The organism is Pseudomonas sp. LS.1a (assembly GCF_022533585.1).
Classification (GTDB): domain Bacteria; phylum Pseudomonadota; class Gammaproteobacteria; order Pseudomonadales; family Pseudomonadaceae; genus Aquipseudomonas.
In genome coordinates this window covers 1668255-1690018 of record NZ_CP092827.1, presented here as the reverse complement: position 1 = coordinate 1690018, position 21764 = coordinate 1668255, and the positions used below count along the sequence as shown (strand labels likewise).

The 21764-nt window shown below is 61.4% G+C and carries 12 protein-coding genes and 4 pseudogenes; 8 read left to right on the top strand and 8 right to left on the bottom strand.

The features are described from left to right. Window position 1: 1 nt before the first annotated feature. From MKK04_RS07810 to MKK04_RS07790, 5 genes and pseudogenes are all read left to right on the top strand, one after another. Window positions 2-496, top strand: a complete 495-nt coding sequence (locus MKK04_RS07810; RefSeq protein WP_085625249.1) for a DUF4381 domain-containing protein — start codon at window positions 2-4, stop codon at window positions 494-496. Then, window positions 489-1565 carry a vWA domain-containing protein gene (locus MKK04_RS07805; RefSeq protein WP_207831791.1) on the top strand — a complete coding sequence of 359 codons (1077 nt, stop codon included), beginning with the start codon at window positions 489-491 and terminating at the stop codon, window positions 1563-1565. The genes MKK04_RS07810 and MKK04_RS07805 overlap by 8 nt, the downstream gene beginning before the upstream one ends. Continuing rightward, window positions 1562-3280: pseudogene (locus tag MKK04_RS07800) on the top strand (tetratricopeptide repeat protein). Before MKK04_RS07805 ends, MKK04_RS07800 begins: the two are co-directional and overlap by 4 nt. Continuing rightward, entirely contained in the window at window positions 3277-4911 is a 1635-nt protein-coding gene (locus MKK04_RS07795; RefSeq protein ID WP_241106435.1) for a BatD family protein, read from the top strand. The pseudogene MKK04_RS07800 and the gene MKK04_RS07795 overlap by 4 nt, the downstream one beginning before the upstream one ends. A 488-nt stretch (window positions 4912-5399) precedes the next feature. Then, window positions 5400-5558: a hypothetical protein gene (locus tag MKK04_RS07790; RefSeq protein ID WP_241106434.1), complete on the top strand. Its 159-nt coding sequence runs from the start codon at window positions 5400-5402 to the stop codon at window positions 5556-5558. Window positions 5559-5758: 200 nt separating this feature from the next. Here MKK04_RS07790 and MKK04_RS07785 read toward each other — a convergent pair whose 3' ends face one another. From MKK04_RS07785 to MKK04_RS07750, 8 genes and pseudogenes are all read right to left on the bottom strand, one after another. Beyond that, window positions 5759-6190, bottom strand: a complete 432-nt coding sequence (locus MKK04_RS07785) for a DUF2628 domain-containing protein (RefSeq protein ID WP_233687134.1) — start codon at window positions 6188-6190, stop codon at window positions 5759-5761. 178 nt (window positions 6191-6368) lie between these two features. Further along, window positions 6369-6635, bottom strand: a pseudogene (locus MKK04_RS07780) (hypothetical protein); the annotation flags it as partial. A gap of 689 nt (window positions 6636-7324) precedes the next feature. Next, window positions 7325-7597 (bottom strand): AHH domain-containing protein, encoded by a 273-nt coding sequence (locus tag MKK04_RS07775; RefSeq protein ID WP_241106433.1) that lies wholly within the window; start codon window positions 7595-7597, stop codon window positions 7325-7327. A 13-nt stretch (window positions 7598-7610) separates the two neighbouring features. Further along, window positions 7611-7808: pseudogene (locus MKK04_RS07770) on the bottom strand (hypothetical protein); the annotation flags it as partial. Between the two features lie 90 nt (window positions 7809-7898). Further along, a complete protein-coding gene (locus tag MKK04_RS07765; RefSeq protein ID WP_233694785.1) occupies window positions 7899-8483 on the bottom strand; it encodes an imm11 family protein in 585 nt (194 codons plus the stop codon). 8 nt (window positions 8484-8491) lie between these two features. Then, window positions 8492-10939: pseudogene (locus tag MKK04_RS07760) on the bottom strand (RHS repeat-associated core domain-containing protein); the annotation flags it as partial. A gap of 206 nt (window positions 10940-11145) precedes the next feature. Beyond that, window positions 11146-11760 carry a hypothetical protein gene (locus tag MKK04_RS07755; RefSeq protein ID WP_241106432.1) on the bottom strand — a complete coding sequence of 205 codons (615 nt, stop codon included), beginning with the start codon at window positions 11758-11760 and terminating at the stop codon, window positions 11146-11148. A 3-nt stretch (window positions 11761-11763) separates the two neighbouring features. After that, window positions 11764-15981 carry an RHS repeat-associated core domain-containing protein gene (locus MKK04_RS07750; RefSeq protein ID WP_241106431.1) on the bottom strand — a complete coding sequence of 1406 codons (4218 nt, stop codon included), beginning with the start codon at window positions 15979-15981 and terminating at the stop codon, window positions 11764-11766. Window positions 15982-16288: 307 nt separating this feature from the next. On the opposite strand from MKK04_RS07750, the gene MKK04_RS07745 reads away from it, so the two are divergent. The 3 genes from MKK04_RS07745 to MKK04_RS07735 are packed head-to-tail and all read left to right on the top strand — an operon-like array spanning window position 16289 to window position 21758. Beyond that, window positions 16289-17527 carry an exonuclease SbcCD subunit D C-terminal domain-containing protein gene (locus MKK04_RS07745; protein WP_013971635.1) on the top strand — a complete coding sequence of 413 codons (1239 nt, stop codon included), beginning with the start codon at window positions 16289-16291 and terminating at the stop codon, window positions 17525-17527. Further along, on the top strand, window positions 17524-21168 hold the full coding sequence (locus MKK04_RS07740) for an AAA family ATPase (protein WP_233687136.1): 3645 nt from the start codon (window positions 17524-17526) through the stop codon (window positions 21166-21168). Before MKK04_RS07745 ends, MKK04_RS07740 begins: the two co-directional genes overlap by 4 nt. After that, window positions 21165-21758, top strand: coding sequence for a glutathione S-transferase (locus MKK04_RS07735; RefSeq protein WP_207831798.1), 594 nt, complete (start codon window positions 21165-21167; stop codon window positions 21756-21758). The genes MKK04_RS07740 and MKK04_RS07735 overlap by 4 nt, the downstream gene beginning before the upstream one ends. Window positions 21759-21764: the final 6 nt, after the last annotated feature.

Genomic DNA, 21764 nt, shown 5'->3' with positions numbered 1-21764 from the left:
AATGAACCCGCTTGATCAACTGCAACCGCTGATTGCCCCAGCACCAATCGGCCTGTGGCCACCGGCACCCGGCTGGTGGCTGCTGCTGGCCGTGCTGCCGCTGTTGGCCTGGGGCCTGTGGCGGGTGCGCCGCTGGCGCCCGGGCAAACGCCGCATCGTGCGTGCCGAGCAGCCCTTGGACCCGGTACGCGTGGAAGCGCTGGCCGAACTGGCCCGCCTGCCACGCCCCTACGACGGTGCCCCGGCCGGGGCCTGGCTGCAACAGATCAACGCCCTGCTCAAGCGCCTGTGCCGCAGCCACTACCCGGGCGCCAACAGCCATACCCTCAATGGCCGCCAGTGGCTGGCGTTTCTCGACAACCGCTGCCCGGCCGCCGGCCTGACCCGCTGGATGGTGCTGGTCGAGGGCGCCTACAAACCCGAGTGCAAGCTCGATGACAAGGCCATCGCCGGGCTCAGCCAGGCCGTCGAAACCTGGATCCGCAAGCATGTTTGAACTGGCCTGGCCGTGGGTCTTCGCCCTGTTGCCATTGCCGTGGCTGGCACGCCTGGTACTGCCGGCCGCCGACAGCGGCGAACCGGTGCTCAAGGTGGGCTTCCTCAACGAGCTGGAAGGCCTGGCCGGGCGCCGCGCGCGCCTCAACCTGCCGACCTGGCGCCAGCAGGCGCCCTTTGTCGTCATCTGGCTGTTGCTGCTGTGCGCCGCCGCCCGCCCGCAATGGCTGGGCGACCCGGTGCCAGTGGCCGCCAGCGGCCGCGACCTGCTGGTGGCGGTGGATGTGTCCGGGTCGATGGACTTCCCCGACATGCAGTGGCAGAACGAAGACATCAGCCGCCTCGACCTGGTCAAGGCGCTGCTCGGCGACTTCCTGCAGGACCGCGAAGGCGACCGCGTGGGCCTGATCCTGTTCGGCAGCCAGGCCTACCTGCAGGCCCCGCTCACCTTCGACCGGCGCACCGTGCGCACCTTCCTCGACGAAGCGCAGATCGGCATCGCCGGCAAGAACACCGCTATCGGCGACGCCATTGGCCTGGCGGTCAAGCGCCTGCGCCAACGCCCGGCACAAAGCCGGGTGCTGGTGCTGATCACCGACGGCGCCAACAACGGCGGGCAGATCCACCCGCTGACCGCCGCCCGCCTGGCCGCTCAGGAAGGCGTGCGCATCTACACCATAGGTATCGGCGCCAACCCCGAGGCCAGTGGCACTCCTGGCCTGCTCGGCCTGAACCCGAGCCTGGACCTGGACGAAGCCTCGCTCAAGGAAATTGCCGACATCACCCACGGCACCTACTTCCGCGCCCATGACGGCGCCGAACTGGACGCCATCGGCGACACCCTCGACCAGCTCGAACCTGTGGCCCAGCAACCGACCCAGGCACGCACGGCCAAGGCCCTTTATGCCTGGCCCCTGGCCCTGGCGCTGCTGCTGAGCGTGCTGCTGGTGGTGGCCGTGCAATGGCCCGACAACCTGCTGCAGCGCCTGCTGCGCAAGCCGCGCTTCCTGCAACCGCATCCGGAATGGCGCCAGCGCCTGAAGCGCCTGCGCCTGAGGAGGCGGCGATGATCGAACTGTGGCCCCAATGGTTGCGCCCGCTATGGCTGCTGGCCGTGCCCCTGCTTGGCTGGCTGCTGTACAAACTGTGGCACCGGCGCAAGCGCGCCGGGCGCTGGCAGATGATTCTGCCGCCGGCGTTCCATGGCGTACTGCTAGGCGGTGGCAGCGGCAGCACCAGCAAACTGCCGTGGGTGGCGCTGGGCCTGGCCTGGATGCTGGTGATCCTGGCCCTGCTCGGGCCCAGTTGGCATCGCGTGGAAGAAAACCGCCAGCGCCCGGCCGACCCGCTGGTGATCCTCCTCGAACTGACCCCACAGATGCTCGCCGAGGACAGCCCGCCCAACCGCCTGGAGCAGGCGCGGCGCAAAAATCCTCGACCTGCTGGAACACCGTCGTGACAGTCAGACCGCGCTGGTGGTCTATGCCGGCTCCGCGCACACCCTGGTGCCGCTGTCCGACGACCTGGCTACCAGCCGCAACCTGCTCGAGGCGATCGACCCGTCGATCATGCCAAAACCCGGCCAGCGGGCCGACCTGGCCGTGCAAAAGGCCTGGCCCTGCTGGCCCAGAGCGGCCTGGGCCAGGGCCGCCTGCTGCTGATCGGCTCGTCGCTCAGCGCCCCGGAGCGCCAAGGCATCGCCCAGGCCCTCGGCCGCCAGGGCCCGAGCCTGCTGATGCTGGGCATCGGCAGCCGCGAAGGCGCACCGGTGCGCCAGGCCAACGGCGAGTACCTCAAGGACGACCAGGGCGGCATCCTGTTGCCGCGCCTGGACAGCGCCAGCCTCAAGGGCTTCATCAGCGGCACGGGCGGGCGCTACCGGCATGCCCGTATCGACGACCTCGACCTTCGTGGCCTGGGCCTGTTCGACAACCCGCGCACCGGGCGCAACGACGGCCGGACACTGCAACTGGACAGCTGGGCCGACCAGGGTTACTGGCTGCTGCTGCCGCTGTTGCTGCTGGCCGCCTGTGCCGGCCGACGCGGCTGGCTGTTCTGCCTGCCGCTGCTGCTGGCCCTGCCCCAGCCCAGCCAGGCCTTCGAATTCAATGACCTGTGGCTGCGCCCCGACCAGCAAGGTCAGCGCCTGCTGGAGCAAAACCGCCCAGCCAGCGCCGCGCGCCAGTTCCAGGACCCGCAATGGCGCGGCATGGCCCTGTACCAGGCGGGCGACTATAGCGGTGCCGCCGAAGCCTTTTCCCAAGGCGACACGGCCGCCGCCCACTACAATCGAGGCAATGCCCTGGCCCGCAGCGGTGAACTGGAAGCCGCCCTGGACGCCTACGAACAAGCCCTGGAACGCCAACCCGACCTGCAGGCGGCGCTGGACAACCAGGCGCTGGTGCAGCAACTGCTGCAACAGCGCGAGGCCAAGGCCGAGGAGCAACCGGCCAGCAGCGATGCCCAAGGCACGCCCGGCAGCGAAACCGAAGGCAACAGCAGCTCGGCCAACAGCCCGGCCCAGGGCACGCCCGGCAACGACGAACAACCCAGCGCCGAGCAGCCCGGCGAAGGCAGCAGCAACAGCCAGGTAGCACCCGGCAACCAGGCCGGCGCGGATGACAGCGTCATCCAGCCGCCGCAGCGCCCGGTATCGACCAGCCTCGATGCCGAACAGCGCCAGGCCCTGGAACAATGGCTGCGGGAGATCCCCGACAACCCGGCGGAGCTGCTGCGGCGCAAATTCTGGTATGAACAGCAATTGCATCAGGAAACCCCACGATGAGTCGCTTCGGCGTCTTTCTCCTCAGCCTGCTCTGGGCCGTGCTGGCCCAGGCCGAACCAGTGCTGCAGGCCAGCGTTGACCGTACCCGCCTGGAAGCTGGCGAAAGCCTGGAGCTGACCCTGGAAAGCCAGGACGTCACCCAGTTCGGCAAGCCCGACCTGCGCGCGCTGGAGGGTGACTTCGAAGTGCGCGGCACGCGCCAGCTGAACAGCCTGCACAGCCTCGACGGCGAAACCCGCGCCAGCACCCGCTGGATCATCACCCTGCTGCCACGGCGCAGTGGCAGCCTGCGTATCCCCGAGTTGCAACTGGGCCAGTCGCACAGCCAGGCCATCGAACTGCAAGTGCTGCAGGCCGACGCCAGCCGCCAGGACAGCGCCTCGCAGGTGTTCATCGAAGCCACGCTCGACAGCAACGAGGTCTACGTCCAGGCCCAGGCCGTACTCACCCTGCGCATCTACCATTCGGTGGCACTGTACGACGACAGCAGCCTCAGCCCGCTGCAACTGGAGAACGCCAAAGTCGAACCGCTGGGTGAATCGCGCACCTATGAAAAGGAAATCAACGGCGTCCGTCACGGCGTGATCGAAACCCGCTATGCCGTGTATCCCCAGCAAAGCGGCACCCTCGACATCCCGCCGCTGACCTTCACCGCTACCGCCGCCGCCAGCCCGGACGAAGCCCCACAAACCAACGGCACGGCCCGGGCCGGCCACCAGGTGCAGGTCAGCTCGCTGCCGTTACGCCTGGCCGTACGGCCGATTCCGGCGGCCTGGCCGGCTGGCGTGCCGTGGCTACCGGCCCGCAGCCTGACCCTGGAAGAGCACTGGAACCCCGACCCTGGCAACCCGCAGGTGCAGATTGGCGACTCGCTGACCCGCAACATCACCTTGCGTGCCGAAGGCTTGTCCAGCACCCAGCTGCCACCGCTGCCAGCCACCGAAATCACCGGCCTGCGCCGGTACCCCGACCAGCCATTGCTGCGCAACGAAATCAGCGACCGCGGCATGACCGCCAACCGCGAAGAGCGCGAAGCCCTGGTGCCGACCCACAGCGGTACGCTGGCCCTGCCGGCGCTGGAAGTGGCCTGGTGGAACACCCGCGAAGACCACCTGGAGCACAGCAGCCTGCCGGCGCGTACGCTGAATGTGCAGGACAACCCGGCGCTGAGCGCCGACACCCCGGTTGGCGACAACAGCAATGCCAGCAGCTTGCTGTGGCCCTGGCAGCTGGCCACCCTGGTGTTCGCCCTCACCACCGTGCTGGGCTTTGCCCTGTGGTGGCGCGCCCGCTCGCAGCCAGCGGTGCTGCGCGCCGCGCAGGCCGGGCCGAGCCCGCGTACCTTGCTGGATGATCTCAAGCGCGCGTGCCAGGCCAACGACCCACAGGCAACCCGCCAGGCGCTGGACGCCTGGGCCCGCCAGCAGCCGGAAACCCTGGCCGAGATGGCGGCGCGGTTCGTGCCGTTGTCGGATGCACTGGATGGGTTGAACGGGGCGCTGTATAGCGAGAGCGGGCAGTATTGGCAGGGTGAGGATTTGTGGCGGGCGATTGGGACGATACCGCCGGCTGAGCAGGTGTTGTTGCCAGCGGGCGAGAACGGCAGCCTGCCGCCGCTCTATCCCAAGTGATGTGCTGCCTGTGCAGGCCTCTTCGCGGGCGTGCCCGCGAACACCGGCGCAGCCGGTGCCACCGTAAGATATTTCTGAACCTGCACCCCAATGCTTCAAGATCAACCCGCTTAGGAATTATCCTACGCGCGCTGCCGAACTATCGCTGTTGTCGGGGAAACACCTCACGGATAACGTTTCCGGGTCGCTTCGGTGACCGGGTGTGAGAACCCGACGATAAGCAAATTCCGTCAGCTTTCATGGCGGCCGCGCGCGGGCAGACTTCGGTCTGGCCGAGTTTTCCTTTGCTTCCTCGGTTTCTCACCCCGCGCACGGCTGCCACCTAAACCCGTGAGAAGGTTGCGGTGGTGGCATTCTCTGATCAAGCAAAGGGTTTGAATCATGAAAAAGATCGTCCCCGATCCACCCGTAAAACTAACGGCCCGCCCCTTCTACACCATCAACCAGGACACACCCTCGGTTGACGCCCTGATCCACCCCTCCAGCTGATGGCCGGCATCGAAGACTCGCTGGACGAATACATCTGCGCCAATGCCGGCGAGCCCGGCATCAACATACTGGTCAACGCGGTGCATCACGTACAGATGACCAAGGCCTTGGCCGAGTTGCTGTTGCACCGGCAAACCGGGGATATCACCCGGCACTGACTACACAGCCCCAAGACATGCGCGACCCCTGTAGGAGCGGCCTTGTGTCGCGAAAGGGGTGCGAAGCGCCCCCAGGATCTGCGCATCACCGCAAAATCGCCGGGCCGCCTTGCGGCCCTTTCGCGACACGAGGCCGCTCCTACAGAGACCGTGATCAGGGCTTCATCAACCTGCGAGCACCGGTTGAACTGGCTGACGGCTCAGATGAACCGCTGCCCCTCGAACGGGTTCCAGCTCTGCTGCCCTTTGGTCTGCTTCAGGTAGTAGGCACGGTTGGTCAGGAAGCTGTACAGAAACGCAAACGCCATGCTGATGCCGTTATCCACCGGGCGAGGGATCTCGCTACCCGTCGCGATCTCGTAGTAGCTCAGGAGAACGCCGATGGCGATCATGATGGCCAGCATGACCAGGTTCTTCTTCCACAGCCCCAGCACGAACCAGTAGATCGGGCCGAAGAAAAAGGCGATGAAGTTGTTGTTGATCAGCAGCTTCTTGCCAAATGGCAAGGCGCGGAAAGCGGCTTTGTAGGGCTCGGAGGTGGGTGCGCCGTACTGATCGAAGAAGGCGAAACGCTCCCGCCATTTTGGCTTGAGGTTGCCTGGGGTGGATTGGGTTTGTGGGATGCCTTCCATTGGTGACTCCTGTGATCGTCGTCCATGAGTGTCGAATAGCCATGATCATGGCCGGTTCGGAGGGTAAATCAGCATGCCTTTGAGGGCAAGCTTGATACCTCCCGCAAAGCGAGAGCCAAGTCACGAAACACTCAAGGCTTCCAGATCGGCGCGATCAGAAATTCGTTGTTCACCAATTGATGTCGGTCAGGCGACCCAGCGGGTGGTCGTAGTGCAGGTGTACGCGGGTGCCGCCGGTGGCGCTGATGTCGGTCAGCGTACCGTCAGGCGTGCGGGTGAAATGCAGGAAGTGACCGAGAACGTTCTCGATGCGTTGCAGCGGCACTTCGGTGTTGGTGTCTGGCACTTCGCCGAAGTAGAAGAACAGGTTGTCCCGCGTTTGCAGGATGTAGTGGCCGCCCTCGGTGCACACCAGGTACACCTGCTCGTGCGGGTTGCGCTGACCGTATTTGCCCTAAAAATATTTGGCTCCGCCAGCAATTTGGCAGAGCCAGTCTATTTTAGCTGTTAAAGATCACGCCATCAAAGTCGTACAACAAAAAATTTACACAGAAAATTACTCTCGGGAAAACTCGACGGCACAGGCATCTAATCCTTAAACTGCACCCCGCGCACCAAGCCATTCTCCAAAACAGACTTGACGCGAGCAGTCACCACAATCGTAGGGCTGTCCTCTTCAGCCCTAACGACATCACTAGAAAGCACCGCCTCATTATCCAAAACTATCTTACTGAACCACCTCGGACCATCTGGCATATAGCTAAGTAACGGCTCACTAACAGATTCTTTCAAGTTAAAGGCTGGTGATTTACCTATAACATTGAATATCTTGTAACCAGTATAGGAAGCCTCACCTATCAGTAGATCCGCATCCACAAACTGAACACCAGAAATACTTTCTCTCCTCATTAGTTCGTAGAGCCGCGGCGAAATCAAATTGGGCCCATCACTGAAAAAAAATCATAGCTAAGGAGCTTGGAAGTACTGACCCTTTTCGGCCCCTCGAAACAGACTTTTATATCCTTGCTTACAACCACGCACTCTTTGAAAATCCCAGAATCCTCACCAGACAACATCTTTGTCTTCAGCCAATAACTTTCAGGATAGTCATCTGAAATAGAAAGTATAAAATTTTTAGCCACAAGTCGCTCCCCGAACAGAGTTTTTATTCAGCATCGTTTTACCTGCACGCAGACCTTTTCTCTCATGAACCATGACTCCGTGAATAGCCTTCTGGTAGTCCGCTTTGGTCCAGCCATTTTTCTTGCCGTATTCGTGAATAATATCCAGCTTCTTCTCTACAGCCGAATTATATTGCGCGTGAGAGCCACGATGCACCGTTCGCACCGGATGGTTCTCCTCATACTTAGGCAGATAAATAATATTGGACAGCTTATGAATATTCACCTCGCCCGCCTGCCATGTCGCTGATCACCTGGCCATCCAGGTTCAGCTGGTGCAGGTGCCCGCTGCCGTAGTACAGGTGGTTGACCTTGCGGCCATTCGGCAGGGTCAGCGTAGTCAGGTTGCCGAGCGGATCGTACTCGTAGCCGAGCGTGCCGTCGGGGGTGATTTCTTTGGTCAGCCGCCCCAGCAGGTCGTAGGCGTACTCTGGCTTCTACTCAGTCACCCCGAGCTGTATGTTATTCCACCCAACTATAAACGATTCATATAGAAAATCACGCACAAGTAAATTATCAGCTTTCAGTTACCCAATAGCACTGAACCTGACCAGCAATTTATTGCTTTCAATCTTGCGCACCAATACCTCTGAGACAATAGGGTCGATCCAGATCACACCTGCCACAAAGAAAAGGTCCAGCGAACCAGTCTTTGTCTCATCAATACACATCTTCTTTACGCCTCGGACCTTGTAATCAGCCGCCAGCTCACCGGCCTTAATCTTACTCATAACCAAAGACTTACCAGAGTACTCCGATAGCCCGTAGTCAAAGCATGCGCACCTGTCATTAGCGTGAATAAAATAATACTTTTTGACCGTAGGCTTTCCATTAGAGTGCTTTACATCTGCGGGGGAAAACTGCAGGTTAGTATTTAGCTCCCCAAGAACATCCTTAAACTCCTGGGATACAAAAAAAGCACCGGAAGTTGTCAAGAAAAAATCAGACCCAAGAGCGCGAACCTTTTTATCCAAAACCACAGAAACCGACACACCATTCAAGGAGAGACTTATCCCTATCTGATAATAATCAGATAGGGATGGGTGGAACACTACATCTCCATCTGTATAGCCACCTTCCACTACTTCATGACACATTGAATAATAGTTCATCTTTCCTCCTAGCATGTCGAGCGGGTGCCTTTTGGCCTAGGATCTTTACTTTGTAATCGAATAGTATCTGACCCGAGACTCATACGCATACTACGCTCAACAGCTCCAATTTTTCTGAGCAACTCTTTATCAGAGGCTGCTGCTAGAGTACCAATTTTTTGCTCCGCTATCATCAAGCGGTTTCGCGCAGTATCATAATATGACCCCAAGTGCCCACCACTGTGCAATGGCTTACCTGAGGCTAATGACTCAGCCGAAGTCGTAGGTAACGGCGAACCATTACTTGCGCCATTCGGATTATATAACCCCCGCTTCATAGCCTCTTGAATTAGACTAGATTTATTGACAACGTTAGTGGGAATGAGATGGTGTGCGGCATACCCTGGCGGGACCGTGTTTCCGGCTTTGGCCATGGCTGCAGCAAGAAGCTTACTAGGCGAAAGACCAGCAGGATCCAACCAAGATATAGGGTTCGGAGCATATGCATATAGATTATCCCCACCTAAAATCCCCGACGGGTCTTGTGTGATAAACCGCCCTACTTCAGGCTCATAAAATCTAAACAGATTATAATGAAAACCTATTTCGTCATCGAAATATTGACCTTGGAACCGTAGATTCTGATCAACATCATTAACTATAAATTTGTCAGTCAACCCCCAGCACCGATATGAGACTTGCCAGACTATTTCGCCATTACTATCCGTCAGTTCCAGCGGCAACCCCATATGGTCAGTATGGAAGTAATAGAGCTTCTGCTCCTCCCCTTCCGCCTGATCAACCCGCGCCAACGGCGCATAGCTACCCGGCTCATACAGGTACAGGATGCTCTGCCCCGGCGTCTCCTCCCGTAGCATCCTCAACCCTTGCCAGAGGAAGCGCTTCTGCTCGACTTCGCCGTTGATTTCCGCCTGCTTGGCTATTCGCCGCCCCAGGCTGTCGTAACGGTAGTGCCCGGTACTCTCCAGCTTGCCATTGACCAACGTTTCCGCCCGCACCAGCCGGTTCTCGCAGTCATAGCTAAAGCTCTGCAGCTTGCTATGCCCCGAGCGCTTCTCGATCAGGTTGCCCCACGGATCGTAACGGTACTCCTGATCCCGCCACTGTCTGATCCGGTTGTCCTTGACCTTGTCGAACTGCCGCGCGTTGAAGTCCAGCCGGTTGGCCGCCGCGTCGTAGCGGAATTCCTCGCTGCCCACCAATGAGCCGGTATCGCGGCTGCGCAACTGCCCGTTGGCTTCGTACTCGTACTTGATCTCGCCCCGCAGCTTGTCCAGCGTGCGCACCAGTTCACCTGCCGGGTCGTACTGATAGCGACGGTGGATCGGGTTGTACGCATGCTCCACCAGCAACGAGGTATTGATACCGGTGTTGTGCACCTGCGAGAGCTTGTCGGCCGGCAAGTTCGAGGCAAACTGCCAGGCCTTGCGCCCCATGGCGTCATAGCCAAAGCAGCTGGTGAGCTTGCCCTGGGTCCGGTACACCTCGCGGTGCAGGTCATCACGCTCCATATCGCTGATGACCTGGCCATCCAGGTTCAACTGGTGCAGGTGCCCACTGCCATAGTACAGGTGGTTGACCTTGCGACCGTCCGGCAGGGTCAGGGTGGTCAGGTTGCCGAGCGGGTCGTACTCGTAGCCGAGCGTGCCGTCAGGGGTGACTTCTTTGGTCAGCCGGCCCAGCAGATCGTAGGCGTACTCCAGCTTTTCTTCGCTGATCCCAAGCTGCTTGCCGATCCCGGTCGGCTGCCGCTCAATGCTCAGCAGCCGGTCGCCGTCGTCGTACGCGAAGGTCTGGCTCGCATCGCGGTTGATCTTGGCGACCAGCCGGCCAATGGCATCGCGCTCGAACAGCGTATGACGTTCCGGGCGTTCGGCGTTTTCACCGTAGCCAATCTCATCCAGTCGGGTCAGATGGCCACCGACGTTGTAGCTGAAACGCCGGGTCAGGTTATCCACCCGCACTTCTTCAGTCAGCCGGTCCGAGGCGTCGTAGGCAAAGCTGTAAGTAGCGTTGTTTTCGTTGACCAGCGCGGTCAGGCGCACGGCCTTGTCGTACTCGTAACGCACCCGCTGGCCCTTGGCATCCTGGCGGCTGCTCGGCAGGCCACGGGCCGTGCGCATCAGGCGTGTGGTCTGGCCCTTGCCGTCGGTGTGGCTGATTACCTGGCCGTAGACGTTGTAGGTGAAGGTTTCCGCGCTACCGTCCGGGTGACTGATGCGCAGCACTTCGCCGTCGGGCTTGCGCTCCAGGGTGGTGGTCTGGTTCAGCGCATCGGTCACCGCGACGAGGTGCTGACGCTCGTCGTAGCGGTACCAGGTGCTCTTGCCCGAGCAGTCCTGATAACGCTCGACCTGGGCCAGGGTGTTCCACCACAGGTACTTGGACTTGTAAGTTGCATCGATGATGGTATGCGGCAGGCCGTCATCGCTGTTCAGGTACTCGGTCATCTGGCCGTGTTCGCCGAACAGTACTGGGGAGCGTTTCGAGTGAACACAGATCTTGCAGGTAGAGACCTATGAATATATCTCGCTAAAAAGTTCTCTTCTCGCTCCGGCTGAAACATACGCTTCAGCCGTTAACAGCCAGAATTTTAAAGATCAATAACCGACCGCATTAATTTCTGAATACGCGGCCAGTCAAATCAGCCTTTTTCAAAGCATTACAAAAGCCCGGCAAGCAACGGAACATCGTAAGCCTTATCCTTTACAATTTTCTTTGAGCTCATCGCTTCTTTTATTTTGGCCTCCCCCTCAGCCAACCCATTTAACTTAACAGCGCAATGTATTAATACGGCAGGATATGAGTATTCATCCGGCGAGGAAACAATATCACTTATAGTCCTATCAACTGGCACGATAGCAGCTAACATCTTGGGAACATAGAACTCTTCCAACACACACCGAATACGAGCACAAACCTCATCCGCCAACCTAGGAACTGGCGTCTTTATAGCACCTCCAAAGTCACCACTAAATCGTTTATTCTGCTCACCTGACGAAATAAAAGAAAAACACGCATCATTGAATAAGTTACTTTTGTAAGGAGGTGTAAATTTTGACATGCAATCAATAAGCTCACCCCCAAAAACCATACCACCAAGCACATAAGAATCTACACGTGCGAGGTGATCAAAAAACAATTCAGCCACATTTTTTTTCTTATACTTGAATTTCAACTTATTCTTTGACGCCACAACACCGTCAAATTTTGATGCAACAACCTTTAACTCTTCAAGCAAAACCGCCTCAAAATACAACCGTTCCTCTGAACTCATAACTCACCGATATTTAAGGACGTTAAATATTGCATCATGCACAGCTCCTTTTCCACCAAGTAATTTGCCGCGCGCACTTTTAGTGTCAACTTTCAGCTTGGCCGCAGTACCACTAGATGGCTTAACGGTACCACCCCCAAGATGCTGGGTGGTATTTGCAGGGTTACTCATATCAAATACACCTGCGGCTTTTTGGTTCTTAGTAAGCGAGCCTGCCCCATGCTTTACCTCGAATACATGCAAATTCCCCTGAGCATCTCTAGCGACAAAATCCGCTCTAACCCTACTTCCATTAACCTTCATGGTAACTTCTTCGGCAACTATCTTAAAGCCGTTACGCTCCAAATCGTGCATCGCCTTTGATCTTCCCTTGTCACCACTTGCGGCGCTTTTGCACAAGCCGAATGGGTCAATCCAAGTCAATGTATTTGGTGCATACTCATAAAGATTGTACCCACCTTGGAGGCTTATCGGATCCTGCGTAATAAATCGCCCTATCTCAGGATCAAAATATCTGAATAAATTATAGTGCAGGCCTATTTCAAAATCGAGATATTGCCCCTGAAGTCGCAGATTCTGCTCAATTTTATTGACCGTTATCTGCTCTATCTCCCCCCATGAGCGATACGTCGCCTGCCAAACCATCTTGCCATTGCTGTCCGTCAGCTCCAACGGCGTGCCAATCTGGTCAGTATGGAAGTAATAGACCTTCTGCTCTTCCCCTTCCGCCTGATCGACCCGCGCCAACGGCGCATAGCTGCCCGGCTCATACAGGTACAGGATGCTCTGCCCCGGCGTCTCCTCCCGCAGCATTCTCAGCCCTTGCCAGAGGAAGCGCTTCTGTTCGACTTCGCCGTTGATTTCCGCTTGCTTGGCAACCCGCCGTCCCAGGCTGTCATAACGGTAGTGCCCGGTACTCTCCAGCTTGCCATTGACCAATGTCTCGGCACGCACCAGCCGGTTCTCGCAGTCATAGGCAAAGCTCTGCAGCTTGCTATGCCCCGAGCGCTTCTCGATCAGGTTGCCCCACGGATCGTAGCGGTACTCCTGATCCCGCCACTGTTTGATCCGGTTGTCCTTGACCTTGTCGAACTGCCGCGCGTTGAAGTCCAGCCGGTTGGCTGCCGCGTCGTAGCGGAATTCCTCGCTACCCACCAGTGAGCCGGTATCGCGGCTGCGCAACTGCCCGTTGGCTTCGTACTCGTACTTGATCTCGCCACGCAGCTTGTCCAGCGTGCGCACCAATTCACCTGCCGGGTCGTACTGATAGCGACGGTGGATCGGGTTGTACGCATGCTCCACCAGCAACGAGGTATTGATACCGGTGTTGTGCACCTGCGAGAGCTTGTCGGCCGGCAAGTTCGAGGCAAACTGCCAGGCCTTGCGCCCCATGGCGTCATAGCCAAAGCAGCTGGTGAGCTTGCCCTGGGTCCGGTACACCTCGCGGTGCAGGTCATCACGCTCCATATCGCTGATAACCTGGCCATCCAGGTTCAACTGGTGCAGGTGCCCACTGCCATAGTACAGGTGGTTGACCTTGCGACCGTCCGGCAGGGTCAGGGTGGTCAGGTTGCCGAGCGGGTCGTACTCGTAGCCGAGCGTGCCGTCAGGGGTGACTTCTTTGGTCAGCCGGCCCAGCAGATCGTAGGCGTACTCCAGCTTTTCTTCGCTGATCCCAAGCTGCTTGCCGATCCCGGTCGGCTGCCGCTCAATGCTCAGCAGCCGGTCGCCGTCGTCGTACGCGAAGGTCTGGCTCGCATCGCGGTTGATCTTGGCGACCAACCGGCCAATGGCATCGCGCTCGAACAGCGTATGACGTTCCGGGCGTTCGGCGTTTTCACCGTAGCCAATCTCATCCAGTCGGGTCAGATGGCCACCGACGTTGTAGCTGAAACGCCGGGTCAGGTTATCCACCCGCACTTCTTCAGTCAGCCGGTCCGAGGCGTCGTAGGCAAAGCTGTAAGTAGCGTTGTTTTCGTTGACCAGCGCGGTCAGGCGCACGGCCTTGTCGTACTCGTAACGCACCCGCTGGCCCTTGGCATCCTGGCGGCTGCTCGGCAGGCCACGGGCCGTGCGCATCAGGCGTGTGGTCTGGCCCTTGCCGTCGGTGTGGCTGATTACCTGGCCGTAGACGTTGTAGGTGAAGGTTTCCGCGCTACCGTCCGGGTGACTGATGCGCAGCACTTCGCCGTCGGGCTTGCGCTCCAGGGTGGTGGTCTGGTTCAGCGCATCGGTCACCGCGACGAGGTGCTGACGCTCGTCGTAGCGGTACCAGGTGCTCTTGCCCGAGCAGTCCTGATAACGCTCGACCTGGGCCAGGGTGTTCCACCACAGGTACTTGGACTTGTAAGTTGCATCGATGATGGTATGCGGCAGGCCGTCATCGCTGTTCAGGTACTCGGTCATCTGGCCCAGTGCATCGAATTCGGCGAGCAGGTTGCCCTTGTCGTCGTAGCGCGCTCGCCAGGTGCTGCCGTCCGGATAGCTGACCTGGGTCACCAGCGTGGTCAGGTGGTGATATTCGTAGGTGGTCTTGCGGCCCAGCGGGTCGGTTTCTTCCAGCAGGCGGGCGTATTCATCGTACTTGAAGGCGAGCCGGTTGCCGTCCGGCAAGTCCAGGCCAACCATGTTGCCCTGCTCGTCCAGCGCGATGGCGTAGCGTTCGCCGCCGTAGTCGCGGCTGGCGATCACCCGGTGGTCGGGGTTGTACTGCACTTCCAGCTCGCGGCCGAGCACGTCGGTGGCCCAGCTGGTACGGGCATCGAGGTCGTAGCGGAAGTGGTAGTGTTCGCCATCGGTGGTCCAGTGCTCGACCACCCGCGGCTGGCCGCCGAGGGTTTCCCAGCGGTAATGGCAGCCCAGGCCCAGCGCGTTGCTGTGAGTCACCATCAGGCCTTCGGCGTAGCTGAAACTGCGCACGGTGTGGCCGTTGCGGTTGATCACCGCGCTCAGCTGGCCGTGTTCATCGTAGCGGTACTGGGTGAGCGTTTCGACGGCCTGGTCGTTCACCACGCGCTTGATGTCGGTCAGGCGGCCCAGCGGGTGGTCGTAGTGCAGGTGCACGCGGGTACCGCCGGTGGCGCTGATGTCGGTCAGCGTACCATCGGGCGTGCGGGTGAAATGCAGGAAGTGACCGAGAACGTTCTCGATGCGCTGCAGCGGCACTTCGCTGTTGGTGTCTGGCACTTCGCCGAAGTAGAAGAACAGGTTGTCCCGCGTTTGCAGGATGTAGTGGCCGCCCTCGGTGCACACCAGGTACACCTGCTCGTGCGGGTTGTAGATCCGTTCGCCCGGTTGCAGGGTCACGAACGGAACTTTGCGGCCTTGGTTGTCGGTGAGGTAAATGAATGAGCCCCGCCGACGCAGACTTTGCTCCCAAGGCAGCACCCAGCCGCGCCCGAGCACGCGGTCGACGGTAAGGTCGCTGGCGTAGAAACGTGACCACTCGATCGGCATCAGCCCGGGCAGGCTGAAGTCGATCTCGTCGGGGATCAGCTTGCGACCGGTGGTGAGGTCGACCGGGTTGCCAACCAGTCCACCCAACACCTTGCGTGCCACGGGTTCGACCATGTAACGGGCGGCCACTTCGCCGGCAATGAAGCCGGCCGTGAATTTCAGGGCACAAGGTAGGGCGGCCTTCATACCGGCCTGGGTACCCATCTTGAGCACATTCGCGAGGCCACTGGCTGCGCCAGCAATCGCCATCAGCACATCCACGGTAGTGCGCAGCCACTCCGGGACTTCGTCATCCACGGGCAGGTAGCGGTAAGTGCCACCGCCGATGAAGACGTTGTTCGAACCCCCGGAAATGGTCGCGCCGCAGGTCAGCTTGTCGCCCTTGCGCGCCGCCGCGACGCCATTGATGAAGACATTGGTCGAGCCTTCGGCGATCTGCACCGGGCCAGGATGTTTGTCGCAGGCGCCGATGCTTTTTTCGACGCGGGCGGCCTCGCGGCTGTTGATGAACACGTTGGGTGAGGCAGTCGTTATCGTCCCTGAGGGGGATGAGAACAGACTGCCCAGTGCCTCGCCGGCAGCGGTCAGCAAGCTGCCCCCGAGACCTGCCGCGATGCCGGCCAGCAAAGCCACGCCTAACCCGCAAGTGAAGGTGGCGATGGCCACCGTGGCCACCAGTGCGATACCCAGGGCAGCGCCCAGCAGAAAGCCGCCCAACGCGCCGGTGTGTGAAATCTCGTCGCCAAACCTGGCCGCTTCGAACATGAGGGGTTACTCCTGTTCGGCCAAGTTGTGCAACGTGAATGAACGACAAGACTGAAGCAGCGAGCGCTCGGTCAGATCCTTGATCATTGTTGCGTCCTTGAGGCTTGAAACCCAAGGACGCTAGGAAAACGCCGTTAGGCCGTCAATGAACAAGGCGTTCAGTGCGCGGACCTGCTTGTAGGAAAGCACTTACCCGCCAGGAGCGACTGCCTTGCCGCATAGGCTTGGGTTACCATACCGCCCTTGCGCAACACCCATCACCCAAGCCAAGCCCCCGCTTGCTCGACTCGACACCAACAGGTCATCCATGCGTCTGTTTCATACCTCCGACTGGCACCTGGGCCAAAGCCTGCACGGCCAGGAACGCGACTTCGAACACGCCTGCTTCCTCGACTGGCTGCTCGGCCAGCTGCGCCTGCGCCAGCCGGATGCGCTGCTGATCGCCGGCGATATCTTCGACACGGTCAACCCGCCGGTCAAAGCCCAGGAACGTCTCTACGACTTCATCGTCCAGGCCCACGAGCAACAGCCGAAGCTGGACATTGTGATGATCGCTGGCAACCACGACTCCGGCTCGCGCATCGAGCTGCCCGCGGCGCTGATGCGCCGCCTGCGCACCCATGCCCTGGGCCGTGTGCACTGGTTGGACGAGGGCCAGCTGGATGCCGAGCGCCTGCTGATTCCGCTGACCAACGGCCGTGGCAAGGTCGCCGCCTGGTGCCTGGCCCTGCCCTTCCTGCGCCCGGCCGAAGTGACCGGCCCGCAACTGGGTGACGACTACCTGCAAGGCATCACCCAGGTGCACCAGCAGCTGATCGCCGCCGCGCAAAAGAAGCGCAAGAAGGACCAGGCGCTGATCGCCATCAGCCACGCGCACATGGCCGGTGGCGCGGTGTCGGAGGACTCCGAGCGCAGCCTGATCATCGGCAACGCCGAAGCGCTGCCGGCCAAGCTGTTCGACAAGGCCATCAGCTACGTCGCCCTGGGCCACCTGCACAAGCCGCAGAAGGTCAACCGCGAAGAACGCATCCGCTACAGCGGCTCGCCGATCCCGCTGTCGTTCGCCGAGATCAACTACCCGCACCAGGTGCTGGAAGTGGAGCTGGACGGCACCGGCCTGGTCAGCGTCGAACCACGCCCGGTACCGCGCGCCGTAGCCCTGCAACGGGTCGGCCCGGCACCACTGGGCGAACTGCTGGAGCAGTTGGCCGAGCTGCCAGTGATCGACCTGCTCGAAGACCCCAACCGCCAGCCCTGGTTGGAGGTGCGGGTGATACTGGACGAGCCGCAACCCGACCTGCGCCAGCAGATCGAAACCGCACTGCAAGGCAAGGCCGTGCGCCTGATCCGCATCAGCGCCGAATACGCCGGCCGCAACAACGCCGAAGACGATGACCTGGCCTTTGTCGAACTGGCCCAGATGACCCCGCAAGACCTGTTCAGCCGCGCCTGGGAGCAGGCCTATGGCAACCCCGCCGACGAACAGGCGCTGGCCGACTTCGCCCTGCTGTTGCAGGACGTGCAGCAGGAAGAGGAACAGCCATGAAGATTCTCGCCATCCGCCTGAAGAACCTGGCATCCCTGGCCGGCCCGGTCGACATCGACTTCACCGCCGAGCCGCTGGCCAGCGCCGGCCTGTTCGCCATCACCGGGCCCACCGGTGCTGGCAAGAGTACCCTGCTCGATGCCCTGTGCCTGGCGCTGTTCGGCACCGTGCCACGCCTGAACGACATTGGCCGCGAAGCCAAGGTGCCGGACGCCGACGGTGAAATCCCCACCTCCGACCCGCGCAACCTGCTGCGCCGCGGCACCGGCAGCGGCTTTGCCGAAGTCGATTTCGTCGGCATCGATGGCCGCCGCTACCGTGCCCGCTGGGAAGCCAACCGCGCCCGCGACAAGGCCAACGGCAAGCTGCAGCACAGCCGCCAGAGCCTCTACGACCTGGACAGCGAGCAGGTGCTGGGCAGCGGCAAGAACGAATACAAGCAGCTGGTCGAAGCTCGCCTGGGCCTGAATTTCGAACAGTTCACCCGCGCGGTGATGCTGGCACAGAGCGAGTTTGGCGCCTTCCTCAAGGCCGATGACAAAGAGCGCAGCGAGCTGCTGGAAAAGCTCACCAATACTGCCATCTATACCCGCCTGGGCCAGCGCGCCTTCAGTAAGGCCCGCGAAGCCGGCGAGGCCCACAATGCCCTGAAGGACCGTGCCAGCCACCTGCTACCGATGGCCACCGAAGCCCGCGCCGAGCTCGACCAGCGTCTGGAGCAGGCGCAACAGCAGTTCAAGGCCGACCAGGCCGGCGAGCGTCAGCTGGAACAGCAACGCAACTGGCTGAACGAGCAGCGTCAGCTGCAGGCCCAGCACGCCGAAGCCGGCACCGCGCTGCAGGCCGCCGAACAGGACTGGCAACAACTGGCTGACCAGCGACTGGACCTCGTGCGCCTGGAGCGCCTGGCCCCGCAGCGTCACCAGTTCCACCGCCAACAGACACTGACCGCGCAACTGGCACCGGTGGCAGCGAAGATCGCCGAGCAACAGCAGCAGCAAGCCGAACTGCAGGTGCGCACCAGCGAACTCGAACAGGCGCTGGACGCCGCGCGTCAGGCGCTTGCCGATAGTCAGGCCCGCCACAGCGATAATGCCCCTCGTCTGCGCCAGGCCTTTGCCGCCCAGGACAACCTGGCCCGCCTGGACCAGGAGCTGGCAGCGCAGCGCAGCACCAGCCAACAGGCCGAGCAACAGGTCGCAGAAGGCCAGCAGCACCTGCAGCAGCTGGAAGACAACCAGCAGCGCAGCCTGCAGCAACTGGCGCAGATCGACACCGCGCTCGCCGACAGCCAGCACCTGGCGGGCCTGGCCAATGCCTGGCACGCCTACCTGCCACAACTGAAGCAGGTGATGCTGATCGGTGGCCGCCTGGCCAAGGGTCGTGAAGAACTGCCCGGCCTGCAGGCCCAGGCCAGCCAGGCCAATGCGCACTTGCAGGCCGAGCGCGATGCCTTCGAGTTGCTGTTCCGCGAGGCCAAGGCCGAACCCCAGGCCCTGGCAGAACAGATCGACTTGCTGGGTGGCATGCTGCAGGACAACCGCAAGCAGCAGCGCGCCGTGGAAGAACTGTCACGCCTGCATGGCCGTGAACTGGAACTGCGCCAGCAGCTGGAGGCCGTGCGCGAGCGGCAGCAGCAGGCCATGCAGCAACGCCAGCAGCTGATTACCGAAGGCACCGCCGCCAAGGCCGAGCTGGAAGCCGCCGAGCAAGCGCTCAACCTCACCCGCCAGTTGCTGGAGCGCCAGCGCCTGGCTCGTAACACCAGCGTCGAAGAGTTGCGCGGCCAATTGCGCGACGGCGAACCCTGCCCGGTGTGCGGCAGCGCCGAGCACCCGTTCCACCAGCCTGAAGCGCTGCTGCAAAGCCTGGGTCGCCATGACCAGGCCGAGGAAGACGCCGCGCAGAAACAGGTCGAAACCCTCAACGGCAAGCTGGTGGAGCTGCGCACCCAGCTGGGTGTGGTCAACGCCCAGCTCAAGGACTACCAGCAGCAACAGCAGCAACTGAGCGAACAGCTGCAACCGCTGGTGGCCCAGGTGCAGGCACACAGCCTGTGGCCTGCCCTCGCCCCGCAGGACGACAGGGCCCGCAGTGCCTGGCTCGACAGCCAGCTGCGGCGCCTGGACGAGGAAATCGGCCAGGACGAGAAACGCCAGAGCGCCCTGCTCGCCCTGCAAAAAGATGCAGCCCGTCTCAACCAGCAACTGCAGGCCGCCCAGCAGGCGCAACAGCAGGCCCAGCGCCACCTGGAGCAACAGCACCAGGCCCTGGCCAGCGACGAGCAGCAATTGCAGCAAAGCCTTGACGACCTGGCAGGCGTGTTGCCCGAAGAGGCCCTCAAGGCCTTGAACGACGACCCGGCCAATGCCTTCCTCGCCCTGGACCAGCAGATCGCGCAGCGCCTGCAGCAACTGGAGCAGCGCAAGGACGAACAGGAAGAACAGCAAGCCCGCCAGGCCCAGCTGGACAAGCTGCGCGACCAGCAACAGGCGCGCGTGCAGACCCTGCAGCAGTTGCAGCAGAAGCTTGCCGCCCTCGACGAGCAGCGCCAACAGGCCCAGGCTTCGCTCAGCGAACTGCTGGGCGAGCACGCCAGCGCCGAAGCCTGGCAACAGCACATGGACGCCGCGCTGGAGCAGGCCCGCGCCCTCGATGCCGACACTGCCCAGCGCCTGCAGGACCTGCGCACTCAAGGCGTGCAACTGGCCAGCGAACTCAGGGCCAACACCCAGCAGCAACAGGCGCTGGACGCCGAATGCCAGCAGTTGCAGGGCCAGATCGCCCAGTGGCGTGGTGAACACCCGGAACTGGACGACGCTGGCCTGGATCGCCTGCTGGGCATGGATGACACGCAGGTCAATGAACTGCGCCAACGCCTGCAAGGCGCCGAAAAAGCCATCGAACAGGGCCGCGTACTGCTGCAGGAACGTGAACAACGCCTGCAGCAACATGCCGCGCAAATGACCGTGGACACCTCGGCCGACGCCTTGGAACAGGCCCTGACCGAACTGCGCGAACGCCTGGCCGGCCACGAGCAGCAATGCGCCGAACTGCGTGCACAGCAGGCCGATGACCAGCGTCGCCAACAGGCGCACCAGGCGCTGGCGGCGGAAATCGAGCAGGCCCATCAGCAGTGGCAACGCTGGGCTCGCCTGAACGCCCTGATCGGCTCGGCCTCGGGCGATGTGTTCCGCAAGATCGCCCAGGGCTACAACCTCGACCTGCTGCTGCACCACGCCAACGCCCAACTGCGCCAGCTGGCCCGCCGCTACCGCCTCAAGCGCGGCGGCAGCGCCCTCGGCCTGCTGGTGCTGGACACCGAGATGGGCGACGAACTGCGTTCGGTGCACTCGCTGTCGGGTGGGGAAACTTTCCTGGTGTCGCTGGCCCTGGCCCTGGGCCTGGCCTCGATGGCCTCCAGCACGCTGCGCATCGAATCGCTGTTCATCGACGAAGGCTTCGGCAGCCTCGACCCCGAGTCGCTGCAACTGGCCATGGATGCCCTCGACGGCTTGCAGGCCCAAGGGCGCAAGGTAGCAGTCATTTCCCACGTGCAGGAAATGCACGAACGCATCCCGGTGCAGATCCAGGTGCGCCGCCAAGGCAACGGCCTGAGTGATGTGGAGGTGTGCGGGTGATCCTCTACTCGTTTCGCCGCTGCCCCTGGGCCATGCGCGCGCGCCTGGCCCTGCGCTATGCAGGGTGCGAGGTGGAAATCCGCGAGGTGGCGATGAAGAACAAGCCGGCAGAACTGCTGGCCTTGTCGCCCAAGGGCACGGTGCCGGTACTGGATACCGGTGCCGAGGTACTCGAAGAAAGCCTGGACATCATGCGCTGGGCGCTGGCGCAAAACGACCCGCAGGACTGGCGGCTGCAGGCTGACCCTGTGGCGGCGCAGCAGGCTGAAACACTGATTGCGCGCAACGACAGCACGTTCAAGACGCAGGTAAACCTTTACAAGTATGCCGAGCGCTACCCGGCGCATACCCGCGAGCATTACCGCCAGCAGGCCGAGGCCTGGCTGGCGGAGCTCGAAGGCCTGCTGGCAGGCAGGCCCTACTTGCTGGCCACGCACCCGAGCATTGCCGATGCCGCGTTGCTGCCCCTGATGCGCCAGTTTGCCGGGGTCGAACCGCAGTGGTTCGCCGAGGCGGCTTATCCGCGGGTGCGGAGCTGGCTGGAGGGCTGGTTGGCTTCGGACCTGTTCAAGGCAGTGATGGCCAAGTAAACAACT

Excerpts from the sequence above, each read along its gene's own strand:
- MKK04_RS07810 (WP_085625249.1), top strand. The coding sequence starts at position 2 with ATGAACCCGCTTGATCAACTGCAACCGCTGATTGCCCCAGCACCAATC.
- MKK04_RS07805 (WP_207831791.1), top strand. The coding sequence starts at position 489 with ATGTTTGAACTGGCCTGGCCGTGGGTCTTCGCCCTGTTGCCATTGCCG.
- MKK04_RS07795 (WP_241106435.1), top strand. The coding sequence starts at position 3,277 with ATGAGTCGCTTCGGCGTCTTTCTCCTCAGCCTGCTCTGGGCCGTGCTG.
- MKK04_RS07790 (WP_241106434.1), top strand. The coding sequence starts at position 5,400 with ATGGCCGGCATCGAAGACTCGCTGGACGAATACATCTGCGCCAATGCC.
- MKK04_RS07785 (WP_233687134.1), bottom strand. The coding sequence starts at position 6,190 with ATGGAAGGCATCCCACAAACCCAATCCACCCCAGGCAACCTCAAGCCA.
- MKK04_RS07765 (WP_233694785.1), bottom strand. The coding sequence starts at position 8,483 with ATGAACTATTATTCAATGTGTCATGAAGTAGTGGAAGGTGGCTATACA.
- MKK04_RS07755 (WP_241106432.1), bottom strand. The coding sequence starts at position 11,760 with ATGAGTTCAGAGGAACGGTTGTATTTTGAGGCGGTTTTGCTTGAAGAG.
- MKK04_RS07750 (WP_241106431.1), bottom strand. The coding sequence starts at position 15,981 with ATGTTCGAAGCGGCCAGGTTTGGCGACGAGATTTCACACACCGGCGCG.
- MKK04_RS07745 (WP_013971635.1), top strand. The coding sequence starts at position 16,289 with ATGCGTCTGTTTCATACCTCCGACTGGCACCTGGGCCAAAGCCTGCAC.
- MKK04_RS07740 (WP_233687136.1), top strand. The coding sequence starts at position 17,524 with ATGAAGATTCTCGCCATCCGCCTGAAGAACCTGGCATCCCTGGCCGGC.